The sequence below is a fragment of the Oscillibacter sp. 1-3 genome (genome assembly GCF_000403435.2).
In the GTDB taxonomy this organism is placed as follows: domain Bacteria; phylum Bacillota; class Clostridia; order Oscillospirales; family Oscillospiraceae; genus Oscillibacter.
Genome location: NZ_KE159711.1, coordinates 66,002 through 89,483, shown reverse-complemented (window position 1 = coordinate 89,483; position 23,482 = coordinate 66,002). Strand labels below are relative to the sequence as shown.

Sequence of the window (23,482 nt, the reverse complement as noted above, 5' to 3'; positions counted from 1 at the left end):
AAAGCGTCCAGTTCCATGTGCAGGAACCAAACAGGTACAGGATATTTTACAACAAAACGACTATCCTGTTGTAAAGCCGAAAGGAGGGAATGAGATGGCCGGAATCCTGTATCCCCACAACGAAGAGGCGTACCAGTCTGCCGCGGCGATGCTGGCCGCGTACGGCAAGGCCGCCGTCATTCATCCCACCGGCACGGGCAAGTCCCTGATTGGCTTCCAGCTGTGCCTGGACCATCCATCCGCCCGTGTCTGCTGGCTGTCTCCGTCGGAGCATATCTTCCGCACCCAACTGGAAAACTGGCAGGCGGCAGGCGGTGGGGAACTGCCCAATATCAGCTTTTTCACCTATGCCAGGCTTATGATGCTGTCCGAAGAGGAGCTGTCTGTCCTCCGCCCGGATTACATCGTCCTGGACGAGTTCCACCGCTGTGGGGCGGAGCAGTGGGGGCGGGGGGTGCGGCGTCTGGAGGAGTTGTACCCGCAGGCAGGCTTGCTGGGTCTCTCCGCCACGAATGTGCGCTACCTGGATAACCGCCGGGATATGGCCAAGGAGCTCTTTGGCGGGCGGATTGCCTCCGAGATGACGCTTGGCGAGGCCATTGCCCGGGGCATTCTGCACCCGCCCCGATATGTGCTGGGCATGTTTTCCCTGGAAAGCGAATGGAGGAAATATGAGGCCCGCATCCGGCGCGCCGGGAGCGGGCCCGCAGGGGACCGAGCCAGAAAACTGCTGGATGCCCTGCGGCGGACGCTGGAGCAGGCGGACGGACTGGATGTAATGTTTGAAAAGCACATGCGGGAGCGGACGGGGAAGTACATCATCTTCTGCGCTAACGCAAAGCATATGGATGAGATGATTTCCCATGTGCCAGAGTGGTTTGGGAGAATCGACCCGGAGCCCCGCGTCTACCGGGCATACTCGGAGGACCCGGCCGCCGGCAGAGCCTTTGCCGGCTTCAAGGCGGATACCAGCCGGCATTTGAAGCTGCTGTTTTGCATCGATATGCTCAATGAGGGCATCCACGTGGAGGAGGTGTCCGGGGTGGTTCTGTTTCGCCCGACGGTTTCGCCCATCATATACAAGCAGCAGGTAGGGCGGGCCCTGTCGGCCAGCCAGGCCAGGGAGGCTGTGATTTTCGACGTGGTGAACAACATCGAGAACCTGTACAGCATCGGCGCCGTGGAGGCGGAAATACGGGAGGCGGCGGAGGACCTCCGGTTCTGCGGGGAGGGAGAGCGGATTGTCCACGAGTCATTCCGCGTTATCGACGAGCTGCGGGACTGCCGGAGTCTGTTCGAGGCGCTGGAGGACACCCTCTCGGCCTCCTGGGATTTGATGTACGGGTACGCGGCACAGTATTTCCGGGAGCACGGCAACCTGCGGGTTCCCCGGCGCTACAGAACACCGGAGGGGTATGCGCTGGGCAACTGGCTCATGACGCAAAGGAAGGTGCGGGCCGGGCAGCAGTACGGAAGCCTGTCCGAAGAGAGGATCGCCAGGCTGGACGCCATCGGCATGACCTGGGAGGACCGGCATACCGCGTCCTGGAACCGCTGCTACGGCGCCCTTTGCCTCTACAGGCAGCGGCGGGGGGATTTGGATGTTCCGGCAGACTATGTAACGGAGGAGGGACTCCGCCTGGGGGCGTTTGTCAGCAGCCTGCGCACGGCGCGTTCCGCAGGCAGCCGAAGCGGCTACCTGACGCGGGAGCGGATACAACAGCTGGATGCTTTGGGAATGATTTGGAATAAGTTGGATTACCTGTGGGAGAGGAATTATCTGGGCTGCGCGGCCTATTATCTGGAGCACCATGACCTGGATATTCCTGCGGCTTATGTCAACCCGGACGGGCAGAGGCTGGGCACCTGGATTCGCAGCCTGCGCCGGATGCGCAGTGGCCGGGGTAGGAATTCCCTGACGGAAGAGCAGATCCGGCGGCTGGACGCCATCGGCATGATCTGGGAGGACACCTACACCCGGAGATGGGAGTATGGCTATGGGCGGGCTGTCAAGTGGTACGAAACCCACCGGAATCTGGATATCCCCGCCAATTATGTGGATGAGGACGGCTTTGCCCTAGGCAGATGGCTGTGGCGGCACACGGAGCGGGACCCTAAAACGGGCCGCCTGGCCATCCGCGTCACGCCGGAGCGCCGGGCGAAGCTGGACGCGCTGGGAATGCGCTGGGAAAAGGAGGACTCCTGGGAGCGGCGGTACCGACTGGCGGAGCGGTACTACGAGGAGCACGGAAACCTGGATGTTCCGGGAAACTATGTCTCGGAGGGGGTCTGGCTGCACAAGTGGCTCAACGAGCAAAAGCAGATTTACCGGGGCAGCCGCCCCGGTAAGCGCCTCAGCGGGGAGCAGGTCGCCCAGCTGGAGCGGATTGGCATGACCTGGCGCTCGAAGAATGAGGAGGTCTGGGAGGCGAGGTATGAGGATGCGCGGCGGTTCTTCCTGGAGCACGGGCACCTGGACGTTCCCAAGGGCTGCTTGGGCGGCAGTGGAAAGCGGCTGGACAGCTGGCTGCAGCTCCAGCGGCGGGCCTGGAGGAATGGTGAGCTGTCGGAGTGCAAGGTGAGGCGGCTGAAAGAGCTTGGCTTTGACCCGTACCCCGGCGGGGCCGGACAGGAGACGGCCAGAAGCACCGCGTAAGCGCAGGCGGGGGAATTGTTATGTATGTGCGTTACATAAAAAGGCTTTTGGACATCGCAGTTGCTCTGACGGCCCTCTTCCTGCTGCTGTTTCCCATGCTGGCGGTTGCCGTTCTGGTGAAACTGGATTCCCCAGGCCCGGTGCTCTTCCGCCAGAGGCGGGTGGGCATCCACCGGAAGGAGTTCCAGATGCTGAAATTCCGAACCATGTCCGTCACGGCCCCCGCTAGCATGCCGACCCACCTTCTGAAGGACGCCGCGGCCTACTCCACGCCGTTCCAGTCGTTCCTGCGGAAGTACTCTATAGATGAACTCCCGCAACTACTCTGTATCCTGCGGAACCAGATGTCCTTTATCGGTCCCCGCCCAGCGCTGTGGAACCAGTATGACCTGCTGGCGGAGCGGGACAAATACGGCGCCAACGATATCCGGCCAGGCCTCACCGGCTGGGCCCAAATCAATGGCCGTGACGAGCTGCCCATTGAGGTGAAGGCCCGCTATGACGGGGAATATGTGGAACATATGAGCTTCCTGTTTGACTGTAAATGCTTTTTCGGCACCATCGGAGCGGTTCTGCGGCACGACGGTGTGCGGGAGGGCGCGGAGAAGCCGAAGGAGCTGGCAGAGCGATGAAGGTTACCATCATTAACTGCTTTGATGTATATGACCGCCGTGTGGAACTGCTGAGGGCATCCCTGCGGGGGGAGGGACACCGGGTGTCCGTGCTGGTGCCAAACTTCCGGCATATGCAGCGGTGCAGGCGCACCCACTGCCCGGCGGGATTTGAAATGCTGCCGGTGATTCCCTACTACGGCAGGTTTTCCCCGGCGCGGATTCGGTCCCATATGCGCTTTGCCAGGGACGCACTATACCGGGCGGAAGAGCTGCGGCCAGACCTGCTGTGGGTGCTGGTGCCGCCCAATTCCCTGGTCAGGGAGGCGGCGCTCTACAGAAAGCGGCGGCCAGACATGAGGCTGGTGCTGGATTTCATGGACCTGTGGCCGGAGTCCATGCCGGTACCGGGATTCGCTTCCACGCCGCCTGGGTGTCTCTGGCAAGGCTTGCGGGACCGCTATGCGGACGGGGCGGATATTGTTGTAACGGAGTCCAGCAAATATTGGGCAGTCCTGCAAAAGAGCTGCGAGAAAAAGAAGCTGCATACGCTGTTTGTGCCGAGGAAGGACGGGTTCCGATACCTGGAGGCGCACCCGCCCAGGGACAGGATTGCCCTGTGTTTCCTGGGACAAGTGAACGGTGACATCGATTTCCAGGCGGTGGGCAGGCTGCTGCAAAGGATGGGTCAGGCTGCGGAGCTGCATGTGATTGGGGCTGGGGACGGGGAGACGATGCTGCGCCGGACGGTGGAGGACGCTGGGGCCCGTGTGGAATTCCATGGCAAGGTCTATGCCCCGGAGAAAAAGCGGAGGATTTTTGAGCGCTGCCACGCTGGGCTGAACCTGCTGAGAAACGGGCCGCGCTCCGGGCTTTCAATGAAAAGCGTGGATTACCTGGAGGCGTCCCTTCCGGTCATCAACAACGTCCCGGGGGACACCTGGGATTTCATCGAGAGGTATCCTGTAGGGCTCAACTGCGACGGGAGTATGGAGGTTACCGCGTCAAAGCTGCTGGCCCTGCAGAGCCGGCGGGAGCAGATTCAGGCGGTTTACCATACATACTTTGCCGAGAGGGTCTTTTCCACGAATCTGCGAAAGATTATGGGAGCTGAGAGATGAGGAGCATCCTGGTGACCGGCGCCAACAGCTACATCGGAAGAGCTTTCTCCCAATATATGGGAGCGTTTTCCGGCGAGTATATGGTGCATTCTGTCAGCCTGCGCCATGGGAGCTGGCGAGAGAAGGACTTTTCTCCATATGACGCGGTTTTGCATACCGTGGGGCTGGCACATATGAGGGAAACCGCAGGGAATCGGCCGCTGTATGGCCAGATCAACCGGGATTTGGCTGTGGAGACAGCCCGAAAGGCCAGGGCAGAAGGCGTTGGGCAGTTTTTGTTCCTGAGCTCCATGAGCGTCTATGGGATGGACGAGGGGGTCATTACGCCGAAGACGGTTCCACGGCCCCAAAGCAGCTACGGAAGGAGCAAGCTGGAGGCCGAGCAACTCCTTTGGGGGCTGCGGACGGAGACCTTCCGCGTGGCCATCCTGCGGCCGCCTATGGTCTACGGGGAGGGCTGCCGGGGGAATTACCGGGCGCTGGTGAGGCTGGCGGGGCTTCTGCCGGCCTGTCCGGAGTATGAGAACCGGCGCAGTGCAATTTCCATTGAACATCTCTGCGCCTATATGAAGGAAACGATAGACAGTGGTGCGGAGGGGGTCTTCTGCCCCCAGGACCCGGAGTATTTCTGTACCTGCCGGATGATCTGCCGGATCGCGGAGGCGCAGGGGCGGCGTCTGCCGCAGACAAGGCTTTTGAATGCTGGGCCGGCGCTGCTGAGGCGGTTTACCAGGGCGGGCAGGAAGGCGTTTGGGGATTTGGTGTATTGGGATGAAGGTCAGTGTAGTGATGCCTGCATACAATGCGGAGAGGTACATCGAGGCGGCGGTCCGGTCTGTGCTGCGCCAGACGTGGAGGGATTTTGAGCTGCTTATCATCGACGATGGCTCCCAGGATGCCACGGCGGAGATTGCGGAGAGGCTGGCGGAGGAGGACGGCAGGATTGTCCTGCTGAGGAACCGGAAAAACGCCGGCGTCTCCGCCAGCCGGAACCTGGGCGTGGCAGAGGCAGGGGGCGAGTGGGTTGCCTTTTTGGACAGCGACGACCTCTGGCGGGAGGACAAGCTGGAGAAGCAGTTAGCGGTGCTGGAGGCGCACCCGGACGCCGTTTTAGGCTATACCGCCTCATCGTTCATGGACGGGGAGGGACGGCCCTATGGCTACATCCAGGAGGCGGAACGAAAGACGGACTATAGGACGCTGCTGCGGAGGAATCTGCTGTCCTGCTCCTCCGTGATGGTGCGGCGGGAGGTGATGCTCCGCCACCCCATGGGCGGGGACCGGATGCACGAGGACTACGCGGCGTGGCTGGAGATCCTGCGGGAGGCGCGGTGCGCCTACGGGCTGAACGAGCCGCTGCTGGTGTACCGGATGCACGGGCAGTCCAAATCGGGGAACCGGATGCGGTCCGTGGGCATGATGGTTGGCTCCTACCGCCATGTGGGGTATTCGCGCCCTGCCGCGGTGCTGCTGACGCTGCGCTATGCCGTCCACAGCGTTTGCAAAAGAGGAAAAATCAGGAGATCCGAAGGAAGGGGCGCGTATGCGGGAACTGGTACATCTTTTAAAAAAACTGGTGATGCGCGCCTTGCTGCTTCCGCTGCGGCTGTTTCCGGTGAGGAGAAACCGGGTGGTCCTGAACAACGGCCTCTCCCATAATTATTCGGACAACCCCAAGGCCGTGGCGGAATTCCTCTGCCGCAGCTACCCCGGCTGCTTTGAAATTTTTTTTGCGGTTCGTGATGTAGAAAAGCATCGTTTTTTGCGGGAGAAGGGGATACAGCCTGTCAGGTTCCGCTCCCTCCGGTATTTTTACTGCGCCATGACTGCGGCGGTTTACCTGACCAACAACGGCGGCTATTCCTATTTTCCTTCGCGGAAGGGGCGGCTTGTGATAGATACCTGGCATGGCGGGGGGGCCTATAAGAAGTGCGGATTATGGGGATACAAATATCCCAAGATTGGAAGAGCGGAAATGAAGCTGGCGGCCTCCAATCTGGATTTGTTTTTGTCGACATCGGTATATACCAGCGAGGTTTTCGCAGAATCCTTCCTGATTCCCCGCCGCCTGTTCTGGGAGATTGGGATGCCGCGGAATGACAGCCTGCTTCATCCGGACGCCATCCTGCGGAAGGAGGTCCGGGAGCGGCTGGGGCTGTCCGAAGGCGAGCGGCTGGCGCTGTTTGCGCCCACGTTCCGGCGGCTGGGAGGCGTCTGCACGGAGGAGCCCGCCGCGGTTTCGTACGGCATGGACCGCGCGTGCCTGTGCGGGGCCCTGGAGCGGAGGTTTGGCGGGACCTGGCGGCTTGCGTTCCGGTTTCACCCCGAAATCAAGCGGCGGGAGGAAAGTCCGATGCTGGGAGTGCTGGATGTCTCCGGCTATGATGACATGCAGGAGCTGCTTTGCGCGGCGGATGTGCTGGTGACGGATTTTTCCTCGTCCATGTGGGACTTCATGCTGACGGGCCGTCCGTGCTTTTTGTTCGCGCTGGACTTTGAGCGCTATCTTCAGACAACGGAGGTGTACACGCCGGTGTCGGAGTGGCCGTTTCCAAAGGCATCCAGCCTTGAAGAGCTGGAGCAGAGCATCCTGAATTTCTCCATGAAGGATTACAAAGAGGCCTGCGTAAGGCACTACCGGGAGCTGGGCGGCTGCGAGACGGGAAGGGCCGCCCGGCTGGTTGGGGAACGGATTTATGAGCATGTTTTCAGCTGTGGTGCTGGAACAGAAGAGAATCCGCGAATACAGGGACAGAGAAGGGCGCGGAAGAACGTGACCGGAAAGAGGGCGGAATTATGGCTGCAAAGGGAAAAGTAGAATTAAAAAATAAACTTGCAAAAAAACTTGCCGCCAGGCTGAAAAAAACGGTGAAGTATGTTGGGTACAAATGGCTTTTACCGGTGGTCTATCGATGGCACAGCCGGAAACCGATCAACGATAGACTGGTGGTGTTTGCAGACCTCCGCGACAGGGATATGCCGGATAATTTTTTGAGTTTATATGAACTTTGTGAACGGGATGGATATCAATGTGAAGTCCTGTCGGGTAGATCTTTTTCGAACAAGCTGCCGAATTGGCAACGCAGAAAAGCGAAGCTGCGGTTCCATTTTCAATTTATAAAGCTGTACGCGCAATGCCGGACACTGTTTTTGGTGGAGCATTTTCCGCTGTCGGATATTGCGAAACCGCGGCCGGGGACACAGGTGGTACAGCTGTGGCATGGCTGTGGACTCATGAAAAGAATGGGATATGCCGTAACAAGCGAGGCTTGGGGGGCCGGAGCGATGTCTGAGCGGGAGAAGAAACGCTATCCCATGCATACGGCATATACATTGGCCAGCATATCATCTGCGGGAGAAAGGGAAATCGCGGGTTATTGTGAAGCGTTCCACAGCAGTCCGCAGATTGTAAAACCGCTGGGTGTTCCCCGAACGGATATTTACTTTGATGACGGCTTTCGAAAGAGAGCCGAAGAAAAGGTGCGCTTGCTGTTCCCGGAGATCGGCGGACGAAAGGTTATTCTGTATGCGCCGACGTTTCGTGGAAAAAGCATCGCCAAATCCTACATCAAGTATGATTTGAATTTTAAGAGGCTGAAGGAGTGCCTTTCGGATCGCTATGCGTTGATCACCAAGTTTCATCCCCTGATGGCCAAGAGCGGACTTCCTGAGTCCGGCCGTCTGCAGGGGCGCGGATTTGTTTTCGATGGAACAGAGCTTCTGACGCCGGAGGAGGCTCTTTGTGCTGCTGATATTCTGGTTACGGATTATTCGTCCATCATATTTGAATATTACCTGCTGGAGCGTCCGGTTATCTCCTACATCTATGATATCGACAAATATGATGAGGATCGGGGGCTGTTTTTTCCCTATGACCAACTGGCGCCGGGGCCGTACGTATTTGACCAGGAGGAGCTGACGGAGAAGCTGCTGACAGTGGAGGAGTGGTTTGACGTGGAACGAGTCCGGGCCCTGAAAAACAGATTCATGTCGGCGTGTGACGGGCACAGTACCCAGAGAATCTACGATTACGTGTTTCACCGGCCGTCAGAAAAAGGAGGAAAACCGTCATGAATATTGCGATTTTGATTGCCGGCGGCAGTGGGCACAGGATGAACCAGGATATTCCCAAGCAGTTTTTGAACGTATATGACAAGCCGGTCATTGTGTATACGCTGGAGGGTTTCCAGCGGCACCCGGAAATCGACGCCATCGGGGTCGTATGCCTGGATGGGTGGCATGAGGTGCTGCGGGCATATGCCAAGCAGTTCGGGATCAGCAAGCTCCGCTGGATTACTTCCGGCGGTGAAACTGCGCAGGAATCAATCCGAAACGGCGTATTCCGCCTGCGGGACGAATGTGCCCCGGATGATATTGTCATCATCCACGATGGAATCCGGCCCATGGTGGAGGACTTTGTCCTGTCGGACATTTTGATTCAATGCAGACTGCATGGAAATGCGGTGACATCCCTGCCCTACAACGAGCAGATCTTTGTGGCGGATAACGAAGTGTCCACGACGAAATATATCCCCAGGGATACGCTCCGCCGGGTATCGACGCCCCAGGCGTACCGCTATGAAAAACTGCTTTGGGCGTATGAAAAAGCGTTTGCGGAGAATATTGGCATCCAGGCGTCTACCTACGCAAATACCTTGATGGTAGATCTTGGAGAGCGGCTCTACTTTGCGGCCGGCTCGGAGAAGAACATCAAGCTGACCACAAAAGATGACTTTGAGCTGTTTAAGACCTACATGAAGATGGAACGGGATTCCTGGCTGAAATAGGGGAAACATATGCGAATCACAGAAAATAGACGATACCTAGACATGGTGGACAAACTGCATGAGGCCTTTCCGTACTGGGAGCGGATGGAGGGAAAAACCCTGTTCCTCTCCGGTGCGTCCGGTATGATAGGAAGCCTTCTGGTGGACACCATCATGCGATACAACAGACGCCTGCCGCCGGAAAGGCGATGCAGAATCATCGCGGCAGGCCGGAATCGATTTGCCGCGGAAGAGCGCTTTGAACCGTGGATTGGCGCAGAGGAATTCACGTTTCTGGAGTATGATGTCAGGATGCCGGCGCCGCCGTTTGCCAGCAAAGTGGATTATCTGATCCATGCGGCCAGCACAACGCATCCGCTTGCCTATTCTTCGGAGCCTGTGAACACGGTCCTTGCCAATGTGCAGGGAACCTGTCATCTGCTGGAACTCGCGGCACAAAAGCCGGGAAGCCGGTTTTTGCTGCTCTCCAGCGTGGAGATATACGGGGAGAACCGAGGCGACGTAACGTATTTCCAGGAGGACTACTGCGGATACCTGGACTGCAACACGCTCCGCGCGGGCTACCCGGAGGGAAAGCGGGCTGGCGAGGCGCTGTGCCAGGCATATATTCAGCAGTACGGTGTGGACGCCGTAATTCTCCGGCTTCCAAGAAGCTATGGCCCTACAATGCGGATGACTGACAGTAAAGCTGCCGCGCAGTTTATCAAAAAGGGCATTGACAGGGAAAATATTGTGCTCAAGAGCGAAGGAAATCAACTGTATTCTTATGCACATGTGTATGATGTGGTTTTGGGAATACTGTGGAGCCTTCTTTGCGGAAAAACGGGCCAGGCCTATAACTTGGGCGACAGCGGATCGGATATCACGCTGAAGGTGCTGGCAGAGATGATTGCGCAGTATGCCGGGACACAGGTTGTATTCGAGCTGCCGAATGAGTGGGAGCGGAGGGGATTTTCCACCGCGACGAAGGCACTGATGGACGGCGGACGGCTGAAGGAGTTGGGCTGGTGCCCGGGATATGATATTGAGACAGGAATCCATGAGACCATGGACATTTTGTGGGAATTGAGACAATAGCAGGTATTTATCATGTGGCAGAGATTGAAAAAACACCAGTTCCTCTTTGAGGAACTGGTGAAGCGGGACTTCAAAAAGAAATATAAGCGGACGGTTTTGGGCATGGCCTGGAGCATTCTGTCACCATTGCTGACGCTGTTGGTGATGCGGCTGGTATTTACCCAGTTTTTCGGACGGGACACGCCCCACTACACCACCTACCTCTTTTGCGGTAACCTCATATTTTCCTATTTTCGGGAATCAAGCAATGAGGGCATGTCCTGTCTGCTGGGAAATTCCAAGATCTTTTCCAAGGTTAATGTGCCCAAATACCTGTTTTTGTTTTCCAAAAATGTGCAGACTTTGATTAATTTCGGGCTGACGCTGTGCGTCTTTTTCTTGTTCTGCGTCATCGACAATATCACATTTACCTGGAAATTCATCTTTCTGCTGTATCCAATCGCCTGCCTGGTGGTTTTTAGCCTTGGGATCGGGCTGATTCTGTCGGCACTATTCATATTCTTTCGGGATATTCGGTACCTTTGGACGGTTTTTCTGCGGCTGTTATCGTATTTGTCCGCCATTTTCTATACGATTGACCAGTACAGCAAGATGGGGCAGTATGCCTTCTATCTGAATCCGATTTATGTGTTCATCCGGTATTTCAGGAAGATTGTCATTGAGGCGACGATTCCGACGCTGGAGTTCCATCTGCTGCTGCTGTTTTATACGGCGGCCGCGTTTGGCCTGGGCTGCTGGATGTACGTGAAGTATAACCACAAATTTTTGTACTATGTTTGATGGAGACAGAAATGAGTGTTTTAAGGCTTGAAGATGTGTCCATCCGGTATATTACGGGGGATTTCAAGGACATTGGCCTGAAGGACTTTGTGTTGCAAAAGCTTCGTGGGAATTACCGAGTGAGGGAATTCTGGGCGGACCGGCATATCAGCTTTACGTTGGAAAGGGGAGATATGCTGGGCATCATCGGCACCAACGGCGCGGGAAAGTCAACGCTTCTCAAAGCGGTTGCGGGAATCATGGAACCGACAGAGGGGAAAGTGACCCGTCGGGGAACCATTGCGGCATTGCTGGAGCTGGGCAGCGGCTTTGATGGGGATCTGACTGTACGGGAAAACACGTACCTTCGTGGCGCGATGCTGGGCTATACCAGGAAGTTCATGGATGAGGCCTATGGGCGGATTATTGAATTCGCAGAATTGGAGGAGTTTCAGGACCGCCCCTTTAAGCAGCTGTCCTCTGGAATGAAGTCCCGGCTGGCTTTCTCGGTCGCCAGCCTTGTGCAGCCGGATATTCTGATTTTGGATGAGGTATTGTCTGTTGGTGACGGGGCCTTCCGCAAGAAGAGCGAGGAAAAAATGCGGGAGATCATCGCAGGCGGCGCAGCGACCATTTTGGTTTCCCATTCGCTGCCCCAGGTCCGGGAGATGTGCGGAAAAATACTGTGGCTGCATAAGGGAGAACGAGTGGAATTCGGAGACGATGTGCAGGGGATCTGTGACCGATATGAGGCTTTTTTAGAAAAATGCTGAGAAGAAAGCCGTTTAGCAGACTGGGTACCCAGTCTGCTGTGCTTGCGCAACGTGCAAGCACAATAGCTTTGAACATAAAAATTGAGAATAGAAGGGAAATGAGAGCGAGATGTATCAGGCAGAAGAGGATCCCCAAGAGGCGAAAGCATCCAAAATTGTTAAGTCAATTCTGTTTCTTGTGATCTTCTGTGGAATTTTAATATCGGTTGCGAAGATGCTGACAAGCCCGGGGGATTATCGGAACTACCAATGGGTCCATGGATTTTACGAGGAAGAGGAGGACACATTGGACGCAGTATATATCGGTTCCAGCGCGACCTACGCATTTTGGCAGGCGGCCTTGGGCTGGGATTCCCATGGGATCGCGGTATGGCCCTATGCGGCAAACGGTCAGCCTCTGAAAGCGGTTCGCTTCATTCTTGAGGAGGTTCAGAAAACGCAGCCGGATGCCCTGAAGATCATCAACATATCATCCGGCGATATAGGTGAATGCTCAGTCAGTCAGATTCACTGGCTGACTGACTATATGCCCTGGTCCCTGACAAAGCTGAAGCTCATCCATTACCTCTGTGAGACGGGAGACTATGAGCTGGCAGACCGCCTGGAGTTCTATTTCTCCTTATACCGCTATCACAGCAGATGGAGCGAGCTCATCAGGGAGGATCTCTCCTACGAGCTGGACGGGACGAAGGGAGGAAGCCAATATGACAGCTTCCTGAAAAACACAAAAGATGTTTCCAAATCATACCGGGAGACAGACCGGCTTGGGGAGCTGTCAGATGAGGCGGAGGCATACCTTGAATCGCTTTTTGACTATATCGACCAGGAAAATATCCAGGTCCTGTTTGTGTCCAACACCTCTGTGACGACCAGTGAAATTGCACTCGCCGAGGTCAATCAGATTATGGAGATGGCCGAAGCGCGGGGATATTCTACGCTGAATATGAAGAATCAGCAGGAAGAAATCGGAATCAATACCGCGACAGACTATTACAACACTGGGCATGCAAATGTTCACGGCTCCATCAAGTATACAGAATATCTCTCCGATTATCTGGTGGAGCACTATGACTTCCAGGACAAGCGAGGACAGGAGGGCTATGAGAGCTGGGACCTTGCCGCCGAAAAGTACAAGAATATCCTCGCGCCCTACGTAGTTGCGGAAGAGCTGAATGCCGACGCCTATGACAGCAGCCTCCAGGCGCCGGAGCTCTCAGCACTGAAAGTCAACGGCACGAAGCTGACGCTGCAATGGAAAGAAGTCGAGGGAGCCGACGCCTACCATATTTACCGCAAGCAGGGGGCATCCCAGCCCTGGAAGCTGCTGGCAGAGGTCACAGCGGATACGCTGAGCTATCAGGATACGGATCTGGCTCTGTTTCGGGAGTACACATATACTGTCGTTCCCCAAAGAGAGACCGACGGAAAAAACTGGCACGGAAACTATCAGTTTGCCGGAATCAGCGCCACGACTATCCCCCGCGCGCCAAAGCTTCTGGAGCTGACAGGGGACAGCCAGTCGCTGACGCTGACCTGGAAGACGGTTTCGAAAGCGGACGGTTATGCGGTCTTTCGGAAAATTTGCGGCGGAAGCTGGATCGAGGTTGCCGATGTTGGCAAAGAGACGCAGTATACGGATACGAACCTCTTTGGCGGCGAAGTGCCGTTCCAGTATACTGTGAGGGCGTATATGCGGGATAAAACAGGGGCCCGTATTTTGGGCAGCAGCGATGCCAACGGTCTTCTCTGGCTGCCGCAGCTCCAGGATATTGGGCTGACTGCCTCCGCCGAGAGCGGGCGAATTGTCGTTTCCTGGGAACCGGTGTCCGGTGCTGGCAAGTATTATATTGAGCGCCGGACCAAGGGAGGTGGATGGACCGAGATTGCGGAGCTGATTTCCGGAGAGGCGGCCTCGCTTGAGGACCTCACGGCGGAAAAAGGTGTGGCGTACCAGTACCGTGTTACAGCTGCGCTGACTTATTCTAAAGAGGAGTACCGATTTGCGTCTCAAGAGACAGATGCGTGGCACTGTCCGACACAGGACAGTGTAGTGGCAGACAGTCCGGAAATCGTATTTGCCCGGCAGATTGGACAGGGGATTGAGCTCGTCTGGACCCCGGCCTCCAACGCCGGCGCATACCGGATCTATAAAAAGACAGAGACCTCGGATTGGACGGTTTTGAAGGAGTCCGCCGCCGGGAACGCCTATTTCGATAGTTTGACTGCGGAGGGGGAGAGCGCAGTCTCCTATATCGTTCAGGCGCTGTATGGATCCGGCGGGGTTGTCTTCGGCGGTGAATTTTCAGAGGACATGGCTGTGACTGTGCTCCTGGAACAGGAGGGGTGAGACGATGTCATACCTGAGCTTAAAGTTTGCTGTCTTCCTGGCGGTTCTCCTGTGCCTTTATTATCTGGCGCCTAAGCTCTGGATGAAGCAGGGGATTCTATTGGCGGGAAACATCGTCTTTTGCTGGAGCGCCGGGCGGTCCGCGCTGATCATCGTCATGGGGACCACTCTGGTGGCCTATGGGGCTGCCAGGCTGATTGAACGGAAGTATGCAGGATATGAGAAGGTGAAAGCGGAGCTTCCGCTGAAAAAGCGGATTGAGCTGTTCAACGCCTACAAAAAGAGGTGCAGGATTTATCTGTATGCGGCAGTCCTCCTTATGGTGGGAATTTTCACCTATGTTAAGATCGGCAGGTATTTGGGATGGAAGGTCAGCGGATTCCATGGGTTTTCCTTTGGAAAATCCGTGATTGTACCGATTGGCATCTCCTACTATACATTCATGCTGATCGGTTATGTTTTGGACGTGTACTGGGACCGGGGGAAGGTACAGCACAATTATCTCAAATTTCTGCTGTGCGTGACCTACTTTCCTCATATCGTGTCAGGTCCGTTCGGCAGGCTGGACAAGCTTGCAGAGCAGTTCGACCAGCTCCCGAGGTTCGAATACAGGCGCTTTTGCTTCGGGATGCAGCTGGCCCTGTGGGGGCTGTTCAAAAAGCTGATTATCGCGGAGGGACTGCATATTTATATCAGCACGGTGACTGCCTCCATAATGGATTACGCGGGGCTGGAAATCGCGATTGCGCTGATTTTCAGTGTTATATACAGCTTCACAGATTTCAGCGGATGTATGGATATCGTCCGGGGAATCTCCCAGGCCGTCGGCGTGGAGCTGGATGAAAATTTCCGGCAGCCCTTCTTTTCCAAAAATATTTCCGAGTTCTGGCGGCGCTGGCACATTACCCTTGGCACGTGGATGCGCGATTACATTTTTATTCCCATCACACGGGACAGACGATTTCGGAGGAAGGGTCAGGCCATCGCACAAAAGAGCCGGGTCGCGGGTATCTTGTTCAATGTAGGCATTCCGTCTGTTTTAGCGTGGCTGTTCTCGGGAGCCTGGCATGGGACAGGAATCAGCTTTTTTCTTTGGGGCGTATATTATACGGTCCTGTTGGTATTCTCTCAGATTTTGGAACCTGTGTTTGACACGTTATGCGTTCGGCTGCATATCGACAAGGCAAGCCGGAGCTTCTCCGCCTGGCAGTCTATCCGAACGGTAGGACTCTTTTGCATCGGCAGTTCCCTGACCTTCGACGGCTCGGTCAGCGGTTTTGTAACGCTTTGGAAACAGCTTCTTTCAGAGGCGAGACTGTGGGTGCTCTTTGACGGAAGCCTTTTCAACTATGGACTTAGCCGCCAGAAATTTTTGATGGTTTTGGTCTGCTTTGCAGTCTTGATGCTTGTAGAGACGCTCAAAGAAAGAGGCGTCTATCTTCGTAAAACAATCGCCGCAAAGCCGGTAATCCTGCGGTGGTGCATCTATTATGCGCTTATTTTCGCAATTATAATTTTTGGCTTTTACGGACCGGGTTATGACGCGGCGGATTTTATCTATGCGGGATTCTAAGTTTTTTAGGGAGGGTGTCGGAAAATGCAGAAGAACGTAACAGAATGGCTGGACCGGACAGCGGAGCGGTTTCCGGACAAAGCGGCCATTGTAGACGAGTGGGAGATGCTGTCTTTCCGGGAGTACCGGCAGAAGGCTTTGGCGATTGCCGCAGAACTGATCTCCAGCGGCGTCGGCCCGCGGGAGCCGGTGGTGGTTTATATGGAAAAGAGCGCGAAGGTGTTGGCCTCTTTCATGGGAATTGCTTACAGCGGGAACTTTTATTCTCCAATTGATGAGGAGATGCCGGCATCGAGAGCAAACAAAATCCTGGAAATATTCCAGCCCAAAATAGTAATCACGACGGCAGAGCTGAAGGAACAGTTTGCGGCTTTTGGTTACAGCGGAAAATATCTTATCTATGAAAATATCCAGCCATCGGAGGAGAACGAAGATATTGTTCGCTCTGTGGCGGAGAAAATCCTGGATACAGATTTGCTTTACGTTCTGTTTACCTCTGGTTCCACGGGTATGCCCAAAGGTGTGGGGATTCAGCACCGGGCGGTCATTGATTATATCGACTGGGTAGTGGAGGAGTTCGGTGTTACGGAGGCGGATTCCTTCGGCAACCAGGCGCCGTTCTACTTTGACAATTCCATTCTGGATATTTACTCTGCCATAAAGAGCGGCGCCTCCCTTTATGTTATCCCCAAAGAGCTGTTTTCAAATCCCGCGCGGCTGCTGGAATACTTAAAGGAAAACAGAGTTAACACGATCTTCTGGGTCCCTACCGCCCTAATCGTGGTGGCGCGGCTCCGGGTGCTGAAAAAGGTAGATATGACCGGGACCATCAAGCGTGTGCTGTTCTGCGGCGAGGCAATGCCGAACAAAGAGCTGAACCGGTGGAGGGAGGCCGTGCCTGGCGCTGTGTATGCCAACCTTTACGGTCCTACGGAGATTACAGACGCGTGTACTTTTTACAGAGTGGACCGGGAGTTTCAAGACGATGAGCCGCTCCCTATCGGCAAACCCATGCGGAACACGGAAATCCTATTGTTGGGTGAAGACGGCAGACGAATCCGCCCGGAGGAACGGGGGTCCGTCGGCGAGCTGTGTGTGAGGGGCACCTGCCTTTCCGTGGGGTACTACAAAAATCCGGAGAAGACACAAGAGGCATTCGTCCAGAATCCGCTGAATGACCGGTATGAGGAGAAGATCTACAGGACGGGAGACTTGGCCTCCTACAACGAGTACGGTGAGCTTGTCTATGTCGGCCGGAAGGACTTCCAGATCAAGCACCTTGGATACCGCATTGAACTGGGGGAGATTGAGACTGCTGTTTCTTCCCTTGAAGATATTGACCGCTGTTGCTGTGTCTACGATCAAAAGCGCAGCCGGATTGTGCTGTTCGTGGTATCCCAGCATCCGATTGCCAGAGCGGAGATGCAGGAGCGCCTGTCCGGGCTGCTGCCGGTGTATATGATTCCGGAGAAGGTAGTCCAGCTGGAGGAGATGCCGCTGAACGCCAATGGAAAGATCGACCGGACCCGATTGAAGGAGATGGTTTGAGAGGAGGCGGGAACGATGAGCGAGTGGGTATTGCTCAGAAATGAAACGGAGCTGGAGGCAAAAGCAAAGACGCTGAGGCGGAAATGCCGGGGGCACTACTATACGAATTATTATTTTCTGCACAGCACCCGGAACGATGACCTCCGATATACGGAGATGTTTTATCGAGAGGATGGCGACAACATTTACGCCATTGAACGGATGGACGAGTTCTATCAGCTCTTTTATTTCATAGGCGACGCAGATCATATCAGGCTGGAGCTTCCCCCCAGTGTAGAACGAGGTGTGCTGACATGCGAAATCGATGAAGAGGAAGGGAGGGAGAAGCAGGGAGCTGTTTTGGAAAAGCTGTACACAGAGGGGTTTACCGACTATAAGACCTACCATTTCTATGATCGAAAGAGCGGGCAGGATTTCCGGCGTTTTCACTTGAAGGGCTTTGACCTCACATATCAGGCCAGCGTGGAGGAGCTGTCCGCCATGTATGACATCTTTGACCCATACAGCGATGCCCTGCCTCTGCGGAAAGCCTTTCCTGAGTATCTAGAAACGATGAGCATCCTGTCCTGTGCGGTAGACGGGAAGCATGCCGGCAGCAGCATGGGGAAAAAAGACGGCTGGGGAAACGGATTTGTATTCGTCTATGACGAGTTTCCCGGCGTGGGAGCATATTTGCTTTCTGAGGGTTTAGAGCGGGAACTTCGGGAACACCCCAATAAGATATTACGGGCGACCATTGAAGACCAAAATACCAGCTCTATCCGGCTGCACAGGTCGTTGGGTTACGAGCGAACGAAACAGTATCACAAAATTTTGATTAGGAGGGCATGAACATGGAAGAGAAGGTTTTAAAGATTTTGGCGGAGACCAATGAAGAGCTCCTCACCTACACGGGCAGCAACATGCTGGAGGACGGGCTTGTAAACTCGCTGTCATTTGTCACGATGATCGGTGATCTGGAGGACGCCTTCGAGATTGACTTTGATCCGGCTCTGTTGGAGGAGGAGTATTTCGGAAACAAGGACCGGATTATCCAGACGATCAAAGAGCTTCTGGCGTGACTGGCCGGTGTGCGGTAAAGGAGTGCAGGGATGGGGAAAATCGCGATTCTTTTTTCGGGCCAGGGGGCGCAGTGCCCCGGTATGGCAAAGGAGCTGTATGACAACAGCCCTGCCGCCCGGTCTGTGTTCGAGCTTGCGGCAGGCGTTTTGAAGCGGAATCTTGCGGAGATCTGCTTCCGCGGTTCGCAGGAGGAGCTGAACCTGACCCGCAATACACAGCCGTGTATGCTGGCGGCGGACCTGGCCGCTTATGCGGCGGTCACCGAGAGAGGGCTGCACCCCGATGCGGCCGCCGGGTTTTCCCTGGGGGAATACGCGGCGCTGGCCGCCGCGGGCGTGCTGACAATGGAGGATGCCTTCCGCGTAATCCAGATTCGGGCGGACGCTATGCAGGACGCTGTGCCGCCCGGCCAGGGCGCTATGGCCGCCGTCATGAAGCTGCGCCCCCAGGAAGTGGAGGCGCTGTGTAGCGAGGCAGGAGGCTATGTCGTCCCGGCGAATTTCAATTCCCCGGCGCAGACTGTGGTCTCCGGTGAGGCGGAGGCTGTGGACAGGCTTTTGATGCTTGTAAAAGAGCGGAAGATCCGGGCAATGCGGCTGCCGGTGAGTGTGCCTTCCCACTGCGGACTGATGGAGCCGGCACGGGTAGCGTTGGAGGAGGCCTTTCAGTCTGTGCGATTTCGGAACGCGTCAATTCCCGTCTATATGAATGTGGATGGGCGGCCCCACAGGGAGGCGGAGGAGATCAGGCAGTGCGTTCTGCGGCAGCTGGTGTCGCCGGTGCGCTGGGTGGACACAGTGAACGCCTTGTCGGAGCTGGGAGCGGATACGTTTCTGGAGCTCGGCGTGGGGAAGACCCTGGAGAGCTTCGTAAAAAAGATTGTACCCCAGGGAAAGGCGTATCATGTGGAAGATATGGAAACGCTGGAGGCTGTGCTCCGGCATGCGGCGGACGGCTGATGAGGAGAGAGTGTGCTTATGATTCCGAGTCTGACAGAGGATATGAAGCTGACAGGAAAGACGGTGCTTGTTACCGGCGCCTCCTCCGGAATTGGCCGGGCGGCAGCGCTGCGCTGTGCCCAGCTGGGGGCAAGCGTGGCAATTACCGGACGTGACAGCACTCGCCTGGCGGAGACGGAGCGTCAGTTGGCGGCGGCGTGCTGCGCGTCCATCACACAGGACCTGGCCTGCCCAGAGGGGTTGGACTCTTTCTTTCAAACAATCGTTTCGAGGACAGGAAAACTGGATGGGCTGATCCACTGCGCCGGGATTCCCGGCGTCATCCCGCTGAGGGCATTGACCAGATCGCGGCTGGAGGAGGTCATGGCCGTCGATTTCTACTCTTTTGTGGAACTTGTCCGTCAGTTCGGGAAAAAGCGGTATAGCCGGGACGGGGGTTCAATTATTGGGATATCTGCGGTCTTGGCTCGCCGTCCCCGCCCGTATGAGCTGGCTTACATTTCGGCTAAGGCTGCGTTGGAAGCCGCCGTGGCGGTTATGGCCATGGAGCTGAAAGATCGGAAAATCCGCGTTAACTGTGTGAGCCCCGGGGCGGTAAAGACGGAGATGCTGGAGCGTCTTTCGGAAGAACTGGGCAACCATGATTTTTTTGAGCGAACTGCGCAGACATCGCTTTCAGGCTGGCAGTCCCCGGAGGAGATTGCCCGCATATGTGCCTTTTTGATCTGCGATGCCTCCTCAAGCATCAACGCAAAAAACATTCAGGCCGATGGCGGGTGGATTTGAGAGACATCATTGCAGAATGTAACAAATAAGGAGAAAACAAACATGGAGAATGTGGAACTTTTCAAGACCGCCTGCGGCTGTCCATGGAGGCGGGAGGACGTGTTGGAGCAGCTCCAGACGGTCGGCGCGGATCGCTGTGATATCCTGTTCATTCATTCGGATCTGATGTTTGGACGGCCAAACCGCTCTTTGGGGAGGACGGGATATTTGCAGGAGCTTTATCAGATATTTCTGGATTTGAAGATTCCCACATTAGTGTTTCCAGGATTCTCATTCAGCTTTGCAAACCATGAGATCTATGACGTGCGAAAGAGCCGGACCAGTATGGGGATACTCGCTGAGTATTTCCGCACACAGCTGGACGTGCGCCGCTCTCTGGACCCTCTGCTCTCGCTGCTGGTGAAGGGGGAACGGACGGATCTGGCATCCGGTGATCCGACGGCCCATTGCTTTGGCCCGGATTCCGGCTTCGACCGGCTGCACCGGGCGGGAAATGTAAAGTTCTTATTCTTTGGGGCGGAGTTCGCGGAATATTTCACATATATCCACTACATCGAGAAGGTATTGGATGTTCCGTATCGCTTTGATATGCGATTTTCCGGTACCATCATAGATGAAAACGGACAGGCTTTCCAGCATACGCACGCGATTCATACGCAGTGCGGAGGCGTGGAGCTGATGAGCTTTGCGGAGCTCAAAGAGGATCTCTTTCGAGAGGGAGCTCTGAGGATTGCGCCGTTGGGGGATGGGGAAATAGCCTGCATCACGGAGGAGGACATCTTCCAGGCGGTCACTGACCGGATCAGGAGAGACCCTTTCAGCTTCACAGCTCCCTATGCGGAAAAGGATCTGACCCATGAGTATACGTTTGGGAAAAACGGAGAACGGGTCACACACTGCTGAAATATACAGAAGGTAATATTATGATTAAAAATATTCTGGAGTATTTTGAAAGGACCTTGGCGGAGGCGCCGGAAAAAACGGCCGTCATAGATGGTGAAAGGGAGATCACGTTTGCGGAATTATCCGGGAACGCCCTGGCTTTAGCGGCACAGCTGCGGCGGAAGAGTCACGGTCAGATCCGCCAGCCCGTGGCGGTGTATCTCCCCAAGAGCATCGAGTCGATCACAAGCGATCTTGGGATCGTCTATTCCGGGAATGCCTACATGAATCTGGATGTAAAGACGCCGGGCCGGCGGATCGCAAACATCCTGGATCTGGTAGACCCGCTATTCGTAATTACGGACGGGAAGCATCAGGCGGCCTTGTCCGCCGTCTGGCCGGAGGACCGGACCGTCCTTGTGGATGGACAGATTCCCAGGGCCGGCGCGGAGGAGGAGCTCCAAAGGGCGCTGGAGGATGTGATCGACACGGACCCGCTGTGTCTCATCAACACATCCGGCTCCACAGGAACGCCCAAAAGCGTTGTCCTGAACCATAGGAGCTTTATCGACTATACCACCTGGGCGATTGAGACCCTGGGCCTTAGACAGGATGATATCGCCGGCAGCATTGCCCCCATTGTGTTTGACCATTTCAGCTATGAATTTTGTCTGATGTTGGTTCGGGGCTGTACCTTGCTACTTATTCCGGAAAACTATCCAAGCTTTCCGGCAAGGCTGCTGCAATTTTTGCAGGAAAGGCATGCGACCTATCTTTTCTGGGTGCCGACGATCATGGTAAACATTGCGAATATGGACCTGCTTTCCCGAATTCCCCTGCCAGAGGTCAGAATGGTCTGGTTTGCCGGAGAGGTCTTTCCGACCAAGCAGTTTAATTATTGGCGAAGACAACTGCCGCAGGCAACGTTTGTGAATCTGTACGGCCCGACTGAAATTACAGTGGACTGTACCTATTACGTGGCAGACCGTCCGCTCAGAGACGACGAGCCAATTCCCATCGGAAAGCCCTGCCGCAATACGGATATCCTGATTTTGAACGGCGAGAACCGGCTGGTTTCTCCGGGCGAGGAGGGAGAACTCTGTGTCCGAGGTTCTTCCCTGGCCATGGGCTATTACAACAACCCGGAGAAAACGGCTGCTGTATTTGTCCAGAATCCGCTCAATACCGCATATCCGGAGCTGATTTACAGAACAGGCGACATTGTTTACATCAATGAAGAGGGCGAGATTGTATACAAGGGGCGAAATGACAGTCTCATTAAACACATGGGCAAACGGGTTGAGCTGGGCGAGATTGAGCATGTCATCGTCAATACGCTCCAGCTGGTCAGAAACGGCTGCGCCGTCTACGATCACGGTAAAAAGGAGATCGTGTTCTTTTACGAAGCGCCAAAAGAGCTGGAGGCGGCTGTTTTGCGGCGGGAGATTGGGAGACAGCTGCCCCAATACATGGTCCCGGGAAGGTTTATCCATATGGAGCTTCTTCCCAGGAATACCAATGGCAAGATCGACCGGCTGAGGCTGAGAGAGGGAATATAGACGAGAGTAGAACGATGAGTATTAATTTGAGAAAAGCGAATAGCTTGGCTGTGTTCGGCTCAGGGACCATTGCGGCGCGCTGTGTAAAACTGCTTAGAGATATGGTTGATGCAGAAATTTATGTTTATGAAAAAAAGCAGAGCAATGTCTCTATTTTGGAAAGATCCCTGTCCCACATAGCCGGCGTGCATTATGGCGAGGTTGGAGAAGGGCTTGAAGCGGAAATCCTGGAAGTAAATCCGGCTGTCATCTTCAGCATCAATAACGTCTATTTATTTCCCGGCAGTCTGGCAGAGAGGGTTCCAATTCTGAATTATCACAATTCCCTGCTGCCGAAACATCCGGGCAGAAACGCGGAAGCGTGGACCATTTTTTCGCAGGATCAGACAGCCGGTGTAACATGGCACTTTGTGGATGCCCATGTGGATACCGGAAATATTGTTGCGCAAAGAGAGATTCTTTTATCGCCGCATATCACGTCGATTCGGCTGTTGTCTCTCCAGACACAAACTGCATTCAATATGTTCCAGGAAATTTTGAATGATCTATGCCGCGGAGAGGAGCTTCCGCGCCGAAAGCAGGAGGAGCGGAAAGACATCAAATTTCATTTTTCCTGGGAAAGACCCAATGACGGTATGCTGTCTTTGGCCTGGGATATCTCTCAGACATATGCTTTTTTACGCGCCATGGATTATGGAAAGCTGGCGTTATTGGGGGTTCCGCTCCTTGAATATGACGGGATTCGCTATAGCTGGGAACGGTACGCACTCGAGCCTTCCCCAGGGGACGCTGCGTTTTCCCTGGATTTGCTCCATGACACATGCACGATATCCAGAGACGGAGAGTCTGTCAGGCTGTTTGGCCTGAAACAAGATACTTCTCAAAAATGCGATCAGGAGAAGGGAGAGGAGTCAGCCATGTTTGATATGCAGGAGCTGTTGGCCCGGAAGGAAGGAAGGAAGGAAGGAAGGAAGGAAGGAAG

Annotated in this window: 21 protein-coding genes; all 21 read left to right on the top strand. The window is 55.2% G+C overall.

Annotated elements, in window-relative coordinates:
• The first annotated feature begins 94 nt into the window (after positions 1 to 94).
• Positions 95 to 2,656 (top strand): Helicase associated domain protein, encoded by a 2,562-nt coding sequence (locus C816_RS18730; protein ID WP_016323985.1) that lies wholly within the window; start codon positions 95 to 97, stop codon positions 2,654 to 2,656.
• Positions 2,657 to 2,676: 20 nt separating this feature from the next.
• Positions 2,677 to 3,288 carry a sugar transferase gene (locus C816_RS18725; RefSeq protein WP_016323984.1) on the top strand — a complete coding sequence of 204 codons (612 nt, stop codon included), beginning with the start codon at positions 2,677 to 2,679 and terminating at the stop codon, positions 3,286 to 3,288.
• Positions 3,285 to 4,388: a glycosyltransferase family protein gene (locus C816_RS18720; RefSeq protein WP_016323983.1), complete on the top strand. Its 1,104-nt coding sequence runs from the start codon at positions 3,285 to 3,287 to the stop codon at positions 4,386 to 4,388. Before C816_RS18725 ends, C816_RS18720 begins: the two co-directional genes overlap by 4 nt.
• A complete protein-coding gene (locus C816_RS18715; protein WP_016323982.1) occupies positions 4,385 to 5,254 on the top strand; it encodes an NAD-dependent epimerase/dehydratase family protein in 870 nt (289 codons plus the stop codon). Before C816_RS18720 ends, C816_RS18715 begins: the two co-directional genes overlap by 4 nt.
• Positions 5,160 to 6,047, top strand: coding sequence for a glycosyltransferase family 2 protein (locus tag C816_RS18710; protein WP_081646419.1), 888 nt, complete (start codon positions 5,160 to 5,162; stop codon positions 6,045 to 6,047). The genes C816_RS18715 and C816_RS18710 overlap by 95 nt, the downstream gene beginning before the upstream one ends.
• On the top strand, positions 5,932 to 7,206 hold the full coding sequence (locus C816_RS18705) for a CDP-glycerol glycerophosphotransferase family protein (RefSeq protein ID WP_196803666.1): 1,275 nt from the start codon (positions 5,932 to 5,934) through the stop codon (positions 7,204 to 7,206). Before C816_RS18710 ends, C816_RS18705 begins: the two co-directional genes overlap by 116 nt.
• Positions 7,185 to 8,462 (top strand): CDP-glycerol glycerophosphotransferase family protein, encoded by a 1,278-nt coding sequence (locus C816_RS18700; protein ID WP_016323979.1) that lies wholly within the window; start codon positions 7,185 to 7,187, stop codon positions 8,460 to 8,462. Before C816_RS18705 ends, C816_RS18700 begins: the two co-directional genes overlap by 22 nt.
• Complete coding sequence (locus C816_RS18695; RefSeq protein ID WP_016323978.1) at positions 8,459 to 9,175, top strand: IspD/TarI family cytidylyltransferase; 717 nt, start codon at positions 8,459 to 8,461, stop codon at positions 9,173 to 9,175. The genes C816_RS18700 and C816_RS18695 overlap by 4 nt, the downstream gene beginning before the upstream one ends.
• Positions 9,176 to 9,217: 42 nt before the next feature.
• A complete protein-coding gene (locus C816_RS18690) occupies positions 9,218 to 10,252 on the top strand; it encodes an NAD-dependent epimerase/dehydratase family protein (protein ID WP_196803665.1) in 1,035 nt (344 codons plus the stop codon).
• A 12-nt stretch (positions 10,253 to 10,264) separates the two neighbouring features.
• Positions 10,265 to 11,032 carry an ABC transporter permease gene (locus tag C816_RS18685; RefSeq protein ID WP_016323976.1) on the top strand — a complete coding sequence of 256 codons (768 nt, stop codon included), beginning with the start codon at positions 10,265 to 10,267 and terminating at the stop codon, positions 11,030 to 11,032.
• A gap of 11 nt (positions 11,033 to 11,043) precedes the next feature.
• Positions 11,044 to 11,784 (top strand): ABC transporter ATP-binding protein, encoded by a 741-nt coding sequence (locus C816_RS18680; RefSeq protein WP_016323975.1) that lies wholly within the window; start codon positions 11,044 to 11,046, stop codon positions 11,782 to 11,784.
• Positions 11,785 to 11,998: 214 nt separating this feature from the next.
• Positions 11,999 to 14,131, top strand: coding sequence for a fibronectin type III domain-containing protein (locus C816_RS18675; protein ID WP_207636961.1), 2,133 nt, complete (start codon positions 11,999 to 12,001; stop codon positions 14,129 to 14,131).
• Between the two features lie 4 nt (positions 14,132 to 14,135).
• Positions 14,136 to 15,704 carry an MBOAT family O-acyltransferase gene (locus C816_RS18670; protein WP_016323973.1) on the top strand — a complete coding sequence of 523 codons (1,569 nt, stop codon included), beginning with the start codon at positions 14,136 to 14,138 and terminating at the stop codon, positions 15,702 to 15,704.
• Between the two features lie 24 nt (positions 15,705 to 15,728).
• Positions 15,729 to 17,252, top strand: coding sequence for an amino acid adenylation domain-containing protein (locus C816_RS18665; RefSeq protein ID WP_016323972.1), 1,524 nt, complete (start codon positions 15,729 to 15,731; stop codon positions 17,250 to 17,252).
• A 15-nt stretch (positions 17,253 to 17,267) separates the two neighbouring features.
• Positions 17,268 to 18,083: a GNAT family N-acetyltransferase gene (locus tag C816_RS18660; RefSeq protein ID WP_016323971.1), complete on the top strand. Its 816-nt coding sequence runs from the start codon at positions 17,268 to 17,270 to the stop codon at positions 18,081 to 18,083.
• 2 nt (positions 18,084 to 18,085) lie between these two features.
• A complete protein-coding gene (locus C816_RS18655) occupies positions 18,086 to 18,313 on the top strand; it encodes a hypothetical protein (protein WP_016323970.1) in 228 nt (75 codons plus the stop codon).
• A 30-nt stretch (positions 18,314 to 18,343) separates the two neighbouring features.
• Positions 18,344 to 19,273, top strand: coding sequence for an ACP S-malonyltransferase (gene fabD / locus C816_RS18650; protein WP_016323969.1), 930 nt, complete (start codon positions 18,344 to 18,346; stop codon positions 19,271 to 19,273).
• 18 nt (positions 19,274 to 19,291) lie between these two features.
• The gene (locus C816_RS18645; RefSeq protein WP_016323968.1) at positions 19,292 to 20,059 is read left to right on the top strand and encodes an SDR family NAD(P)-dependent oxidoreductase; all 768 of its coding nucleotides are present in this window, start codon (positions 19,292 to 19,294) and stop codon (positions 20,057 to 20,059) included.
• A 42-nt stretch (positions 20,060 to 20,101) separates the two neighbouring features.
• Complete coding sequence (locus tag C816_RS18640) at positions 20,102 to 20,962, top strand: AAC(3) family N-acetyltransferase (protein ID WP_016323967.1); 861 nt, start codon at positions 20,102 to 20,104, stop codon at positions 20,960 to 20,962.
• Between the two features lie 20 nt (positions 20,963 to 20,982).
• Positions 20,983 to 22,500, top strand: a complete 1,518-nt coding sequence (locus C816_RS18635) for an amino acid adenylation domain-containing protein (RefSeq protein WP_016323966.1) — start codon at positions 20,983 to 20,985, stop codon at positions 22,498 to 22,500.
• A 14-nt stretch (positions 22,501 to 22,514) separates the two neighbouring features.
• A partial coding sequence (locus C816_RS22095) for a formyl transferase (protein ID WP_016323965.1) occupies positions 22,515 to 23,482 on the top strand: 968 nt, incomplete at its 3' end.

What these genes read in the sequence shown, in the direction of transcription:
- C816_RS18730 (WP_016323985.1), top strand. Translation starts at nt 95, where the DNA reads ATGGCCGGAATCCTGTATCCCCACAACGAAGAGGCGTACCAGTCTGCC.
- C816_RS18725 (WP_016323984.1), top strand. Translation starts at nt 2,677, where the DNA reads ATGTATGTGCGTTACATAAAAAGGCTTTTGGACATCGCAGTTGCTCTG.
- C816_RS18720 (WP_016323983.1), top strand. Translation starts at nt 3,285, where the DNA reads ATGAAGGTTACCATCATTAACTGCTTTGATGTATATGACCGCCGTGTG.
- C816_RS18715 (WP_016323982.1), top strand. Translation starts at nt 4,385, where the DNA reads ATGAGGAGCATCCTGGTGACCGGCGCCAACAGCTACATCGGAAGAGCT.
- C816_RS18710 (WP_081646419.1), top strand. Translation starts at nt 5,160, where the DNA reads ATGAAGGTCAGTGTAGTGATGCCTGCATACAATGCGGAGAGGTACATC.
- C816_RS18705 (WP_196803666.1), top strand. Translation starts at nt 5,932, where the DNA reads ATGCGGGAACTGGTACATCTTTTAAAAAAACTGGTGATGCGCGCCTTG.
- C816_RS18700 (WP_016323979.1), top strand. Translation starts at nt 7,185, where the DNA reads ATGGCTGCAAAGGGAAAAGTAGAATTAAAAAATAAACTTGCAAAAAAA.
- C816_RS18695 (WP_016323978.1), top strand. Translation starts at nt 8,459, where the DNA reads ATGAATATTGCGATTTTGATTGCCGGCGGCAGTGGGCACAGGATGAAC.
- C816_RS18690 (WP_196803665.1), top strand. Translation starts at nt 9,218, where the DNA reads ATGGTGGACAAACTGCATGAGGCCTTTCCGTACTGGGAGCGGATGGAG.
- C816_RS18685 (WP_016323976.1), top strand. Translation starts at nt 10,265, where the DNA reads ATGTGGCAGAGATTGAAAAAACACCAGTTCCTCTTTGAGGAACTGGTG.
- C816_RS18680 (WP_016323975.1), top strand. Translation starts at nt 11,044, where the DNA reads ATGAGTGTTTTAAGGCTTGAAGATGTGTCCATCCGGTATATTACGGGG.
- C816_RS18675 (WP_207636961.1), top strand. Translation starts at nt 11,999, where the DNA reads ATGCTGACAAGCCCGGGGGATTATCGGAACTACCAATGGGTCCATGGA.
- C816_RS18670 (WP_016323973.1), top strand. Translation starts at nt 14,136, where the DNA reads ATGTCATACCTGAGCTTAAAGTTTGCTGTCTTCCTGGCGGTTCTCCTG.
- C816_RS18665 (WP_016323972.1), top strand. Translation starts at nt 15,729, where the DNA reads ATGCAGAAGAACGTAACAGAATGGCTGGACCGGACAGCGGAGCGGTTT.
- C816_RS18660 (WP_016323971.1), top strand. Translation starts at nt 17,268, where the DNA reads ATGAGCGAGTGGGTATTGCTCAGAAATGAAACGGAGCTGGAGGCAAAA.
- C816_RS18655 (WP_016323970.1), top strand. Translation starts at nt 18,086, where the DNA reads ATGGAAGAGAAGGTTTTAAAGATTTTGGCGGAGACCAATGAAGAGCTC.
- fabD (WP_016323969.1), top strand. Translation starts at nt 18,344, where the DNA reads ATGGGGAAAATCGCGATTCTTTTTTCGGGCCAGGGGGCGCAGTGCCCC.
- C816_RS18645 (WP_016323968.1), top strand. Translation starts at nt 19,292, where the DNA reads ATGATTCCGAGTCTGACAGAGGATATGAAGCTGACAGGAAAGACGGTG.
- C816_RS18640 (WP_016323967.1), top strand. Translation starts at nt 20,102, where the DNA reads ATGGAGAATGTGGAACTTTTCAAGACCGCCTGCGGCTGTCCATGGAGG.
- C816_RS18635 (WP_016323966.1), top strand. Translation starts at nt 20,983, where the DNA reads ATGATTAAAAATATTCTGGAGTATTTTGAAAGGACCTTGGCGGAGGCG.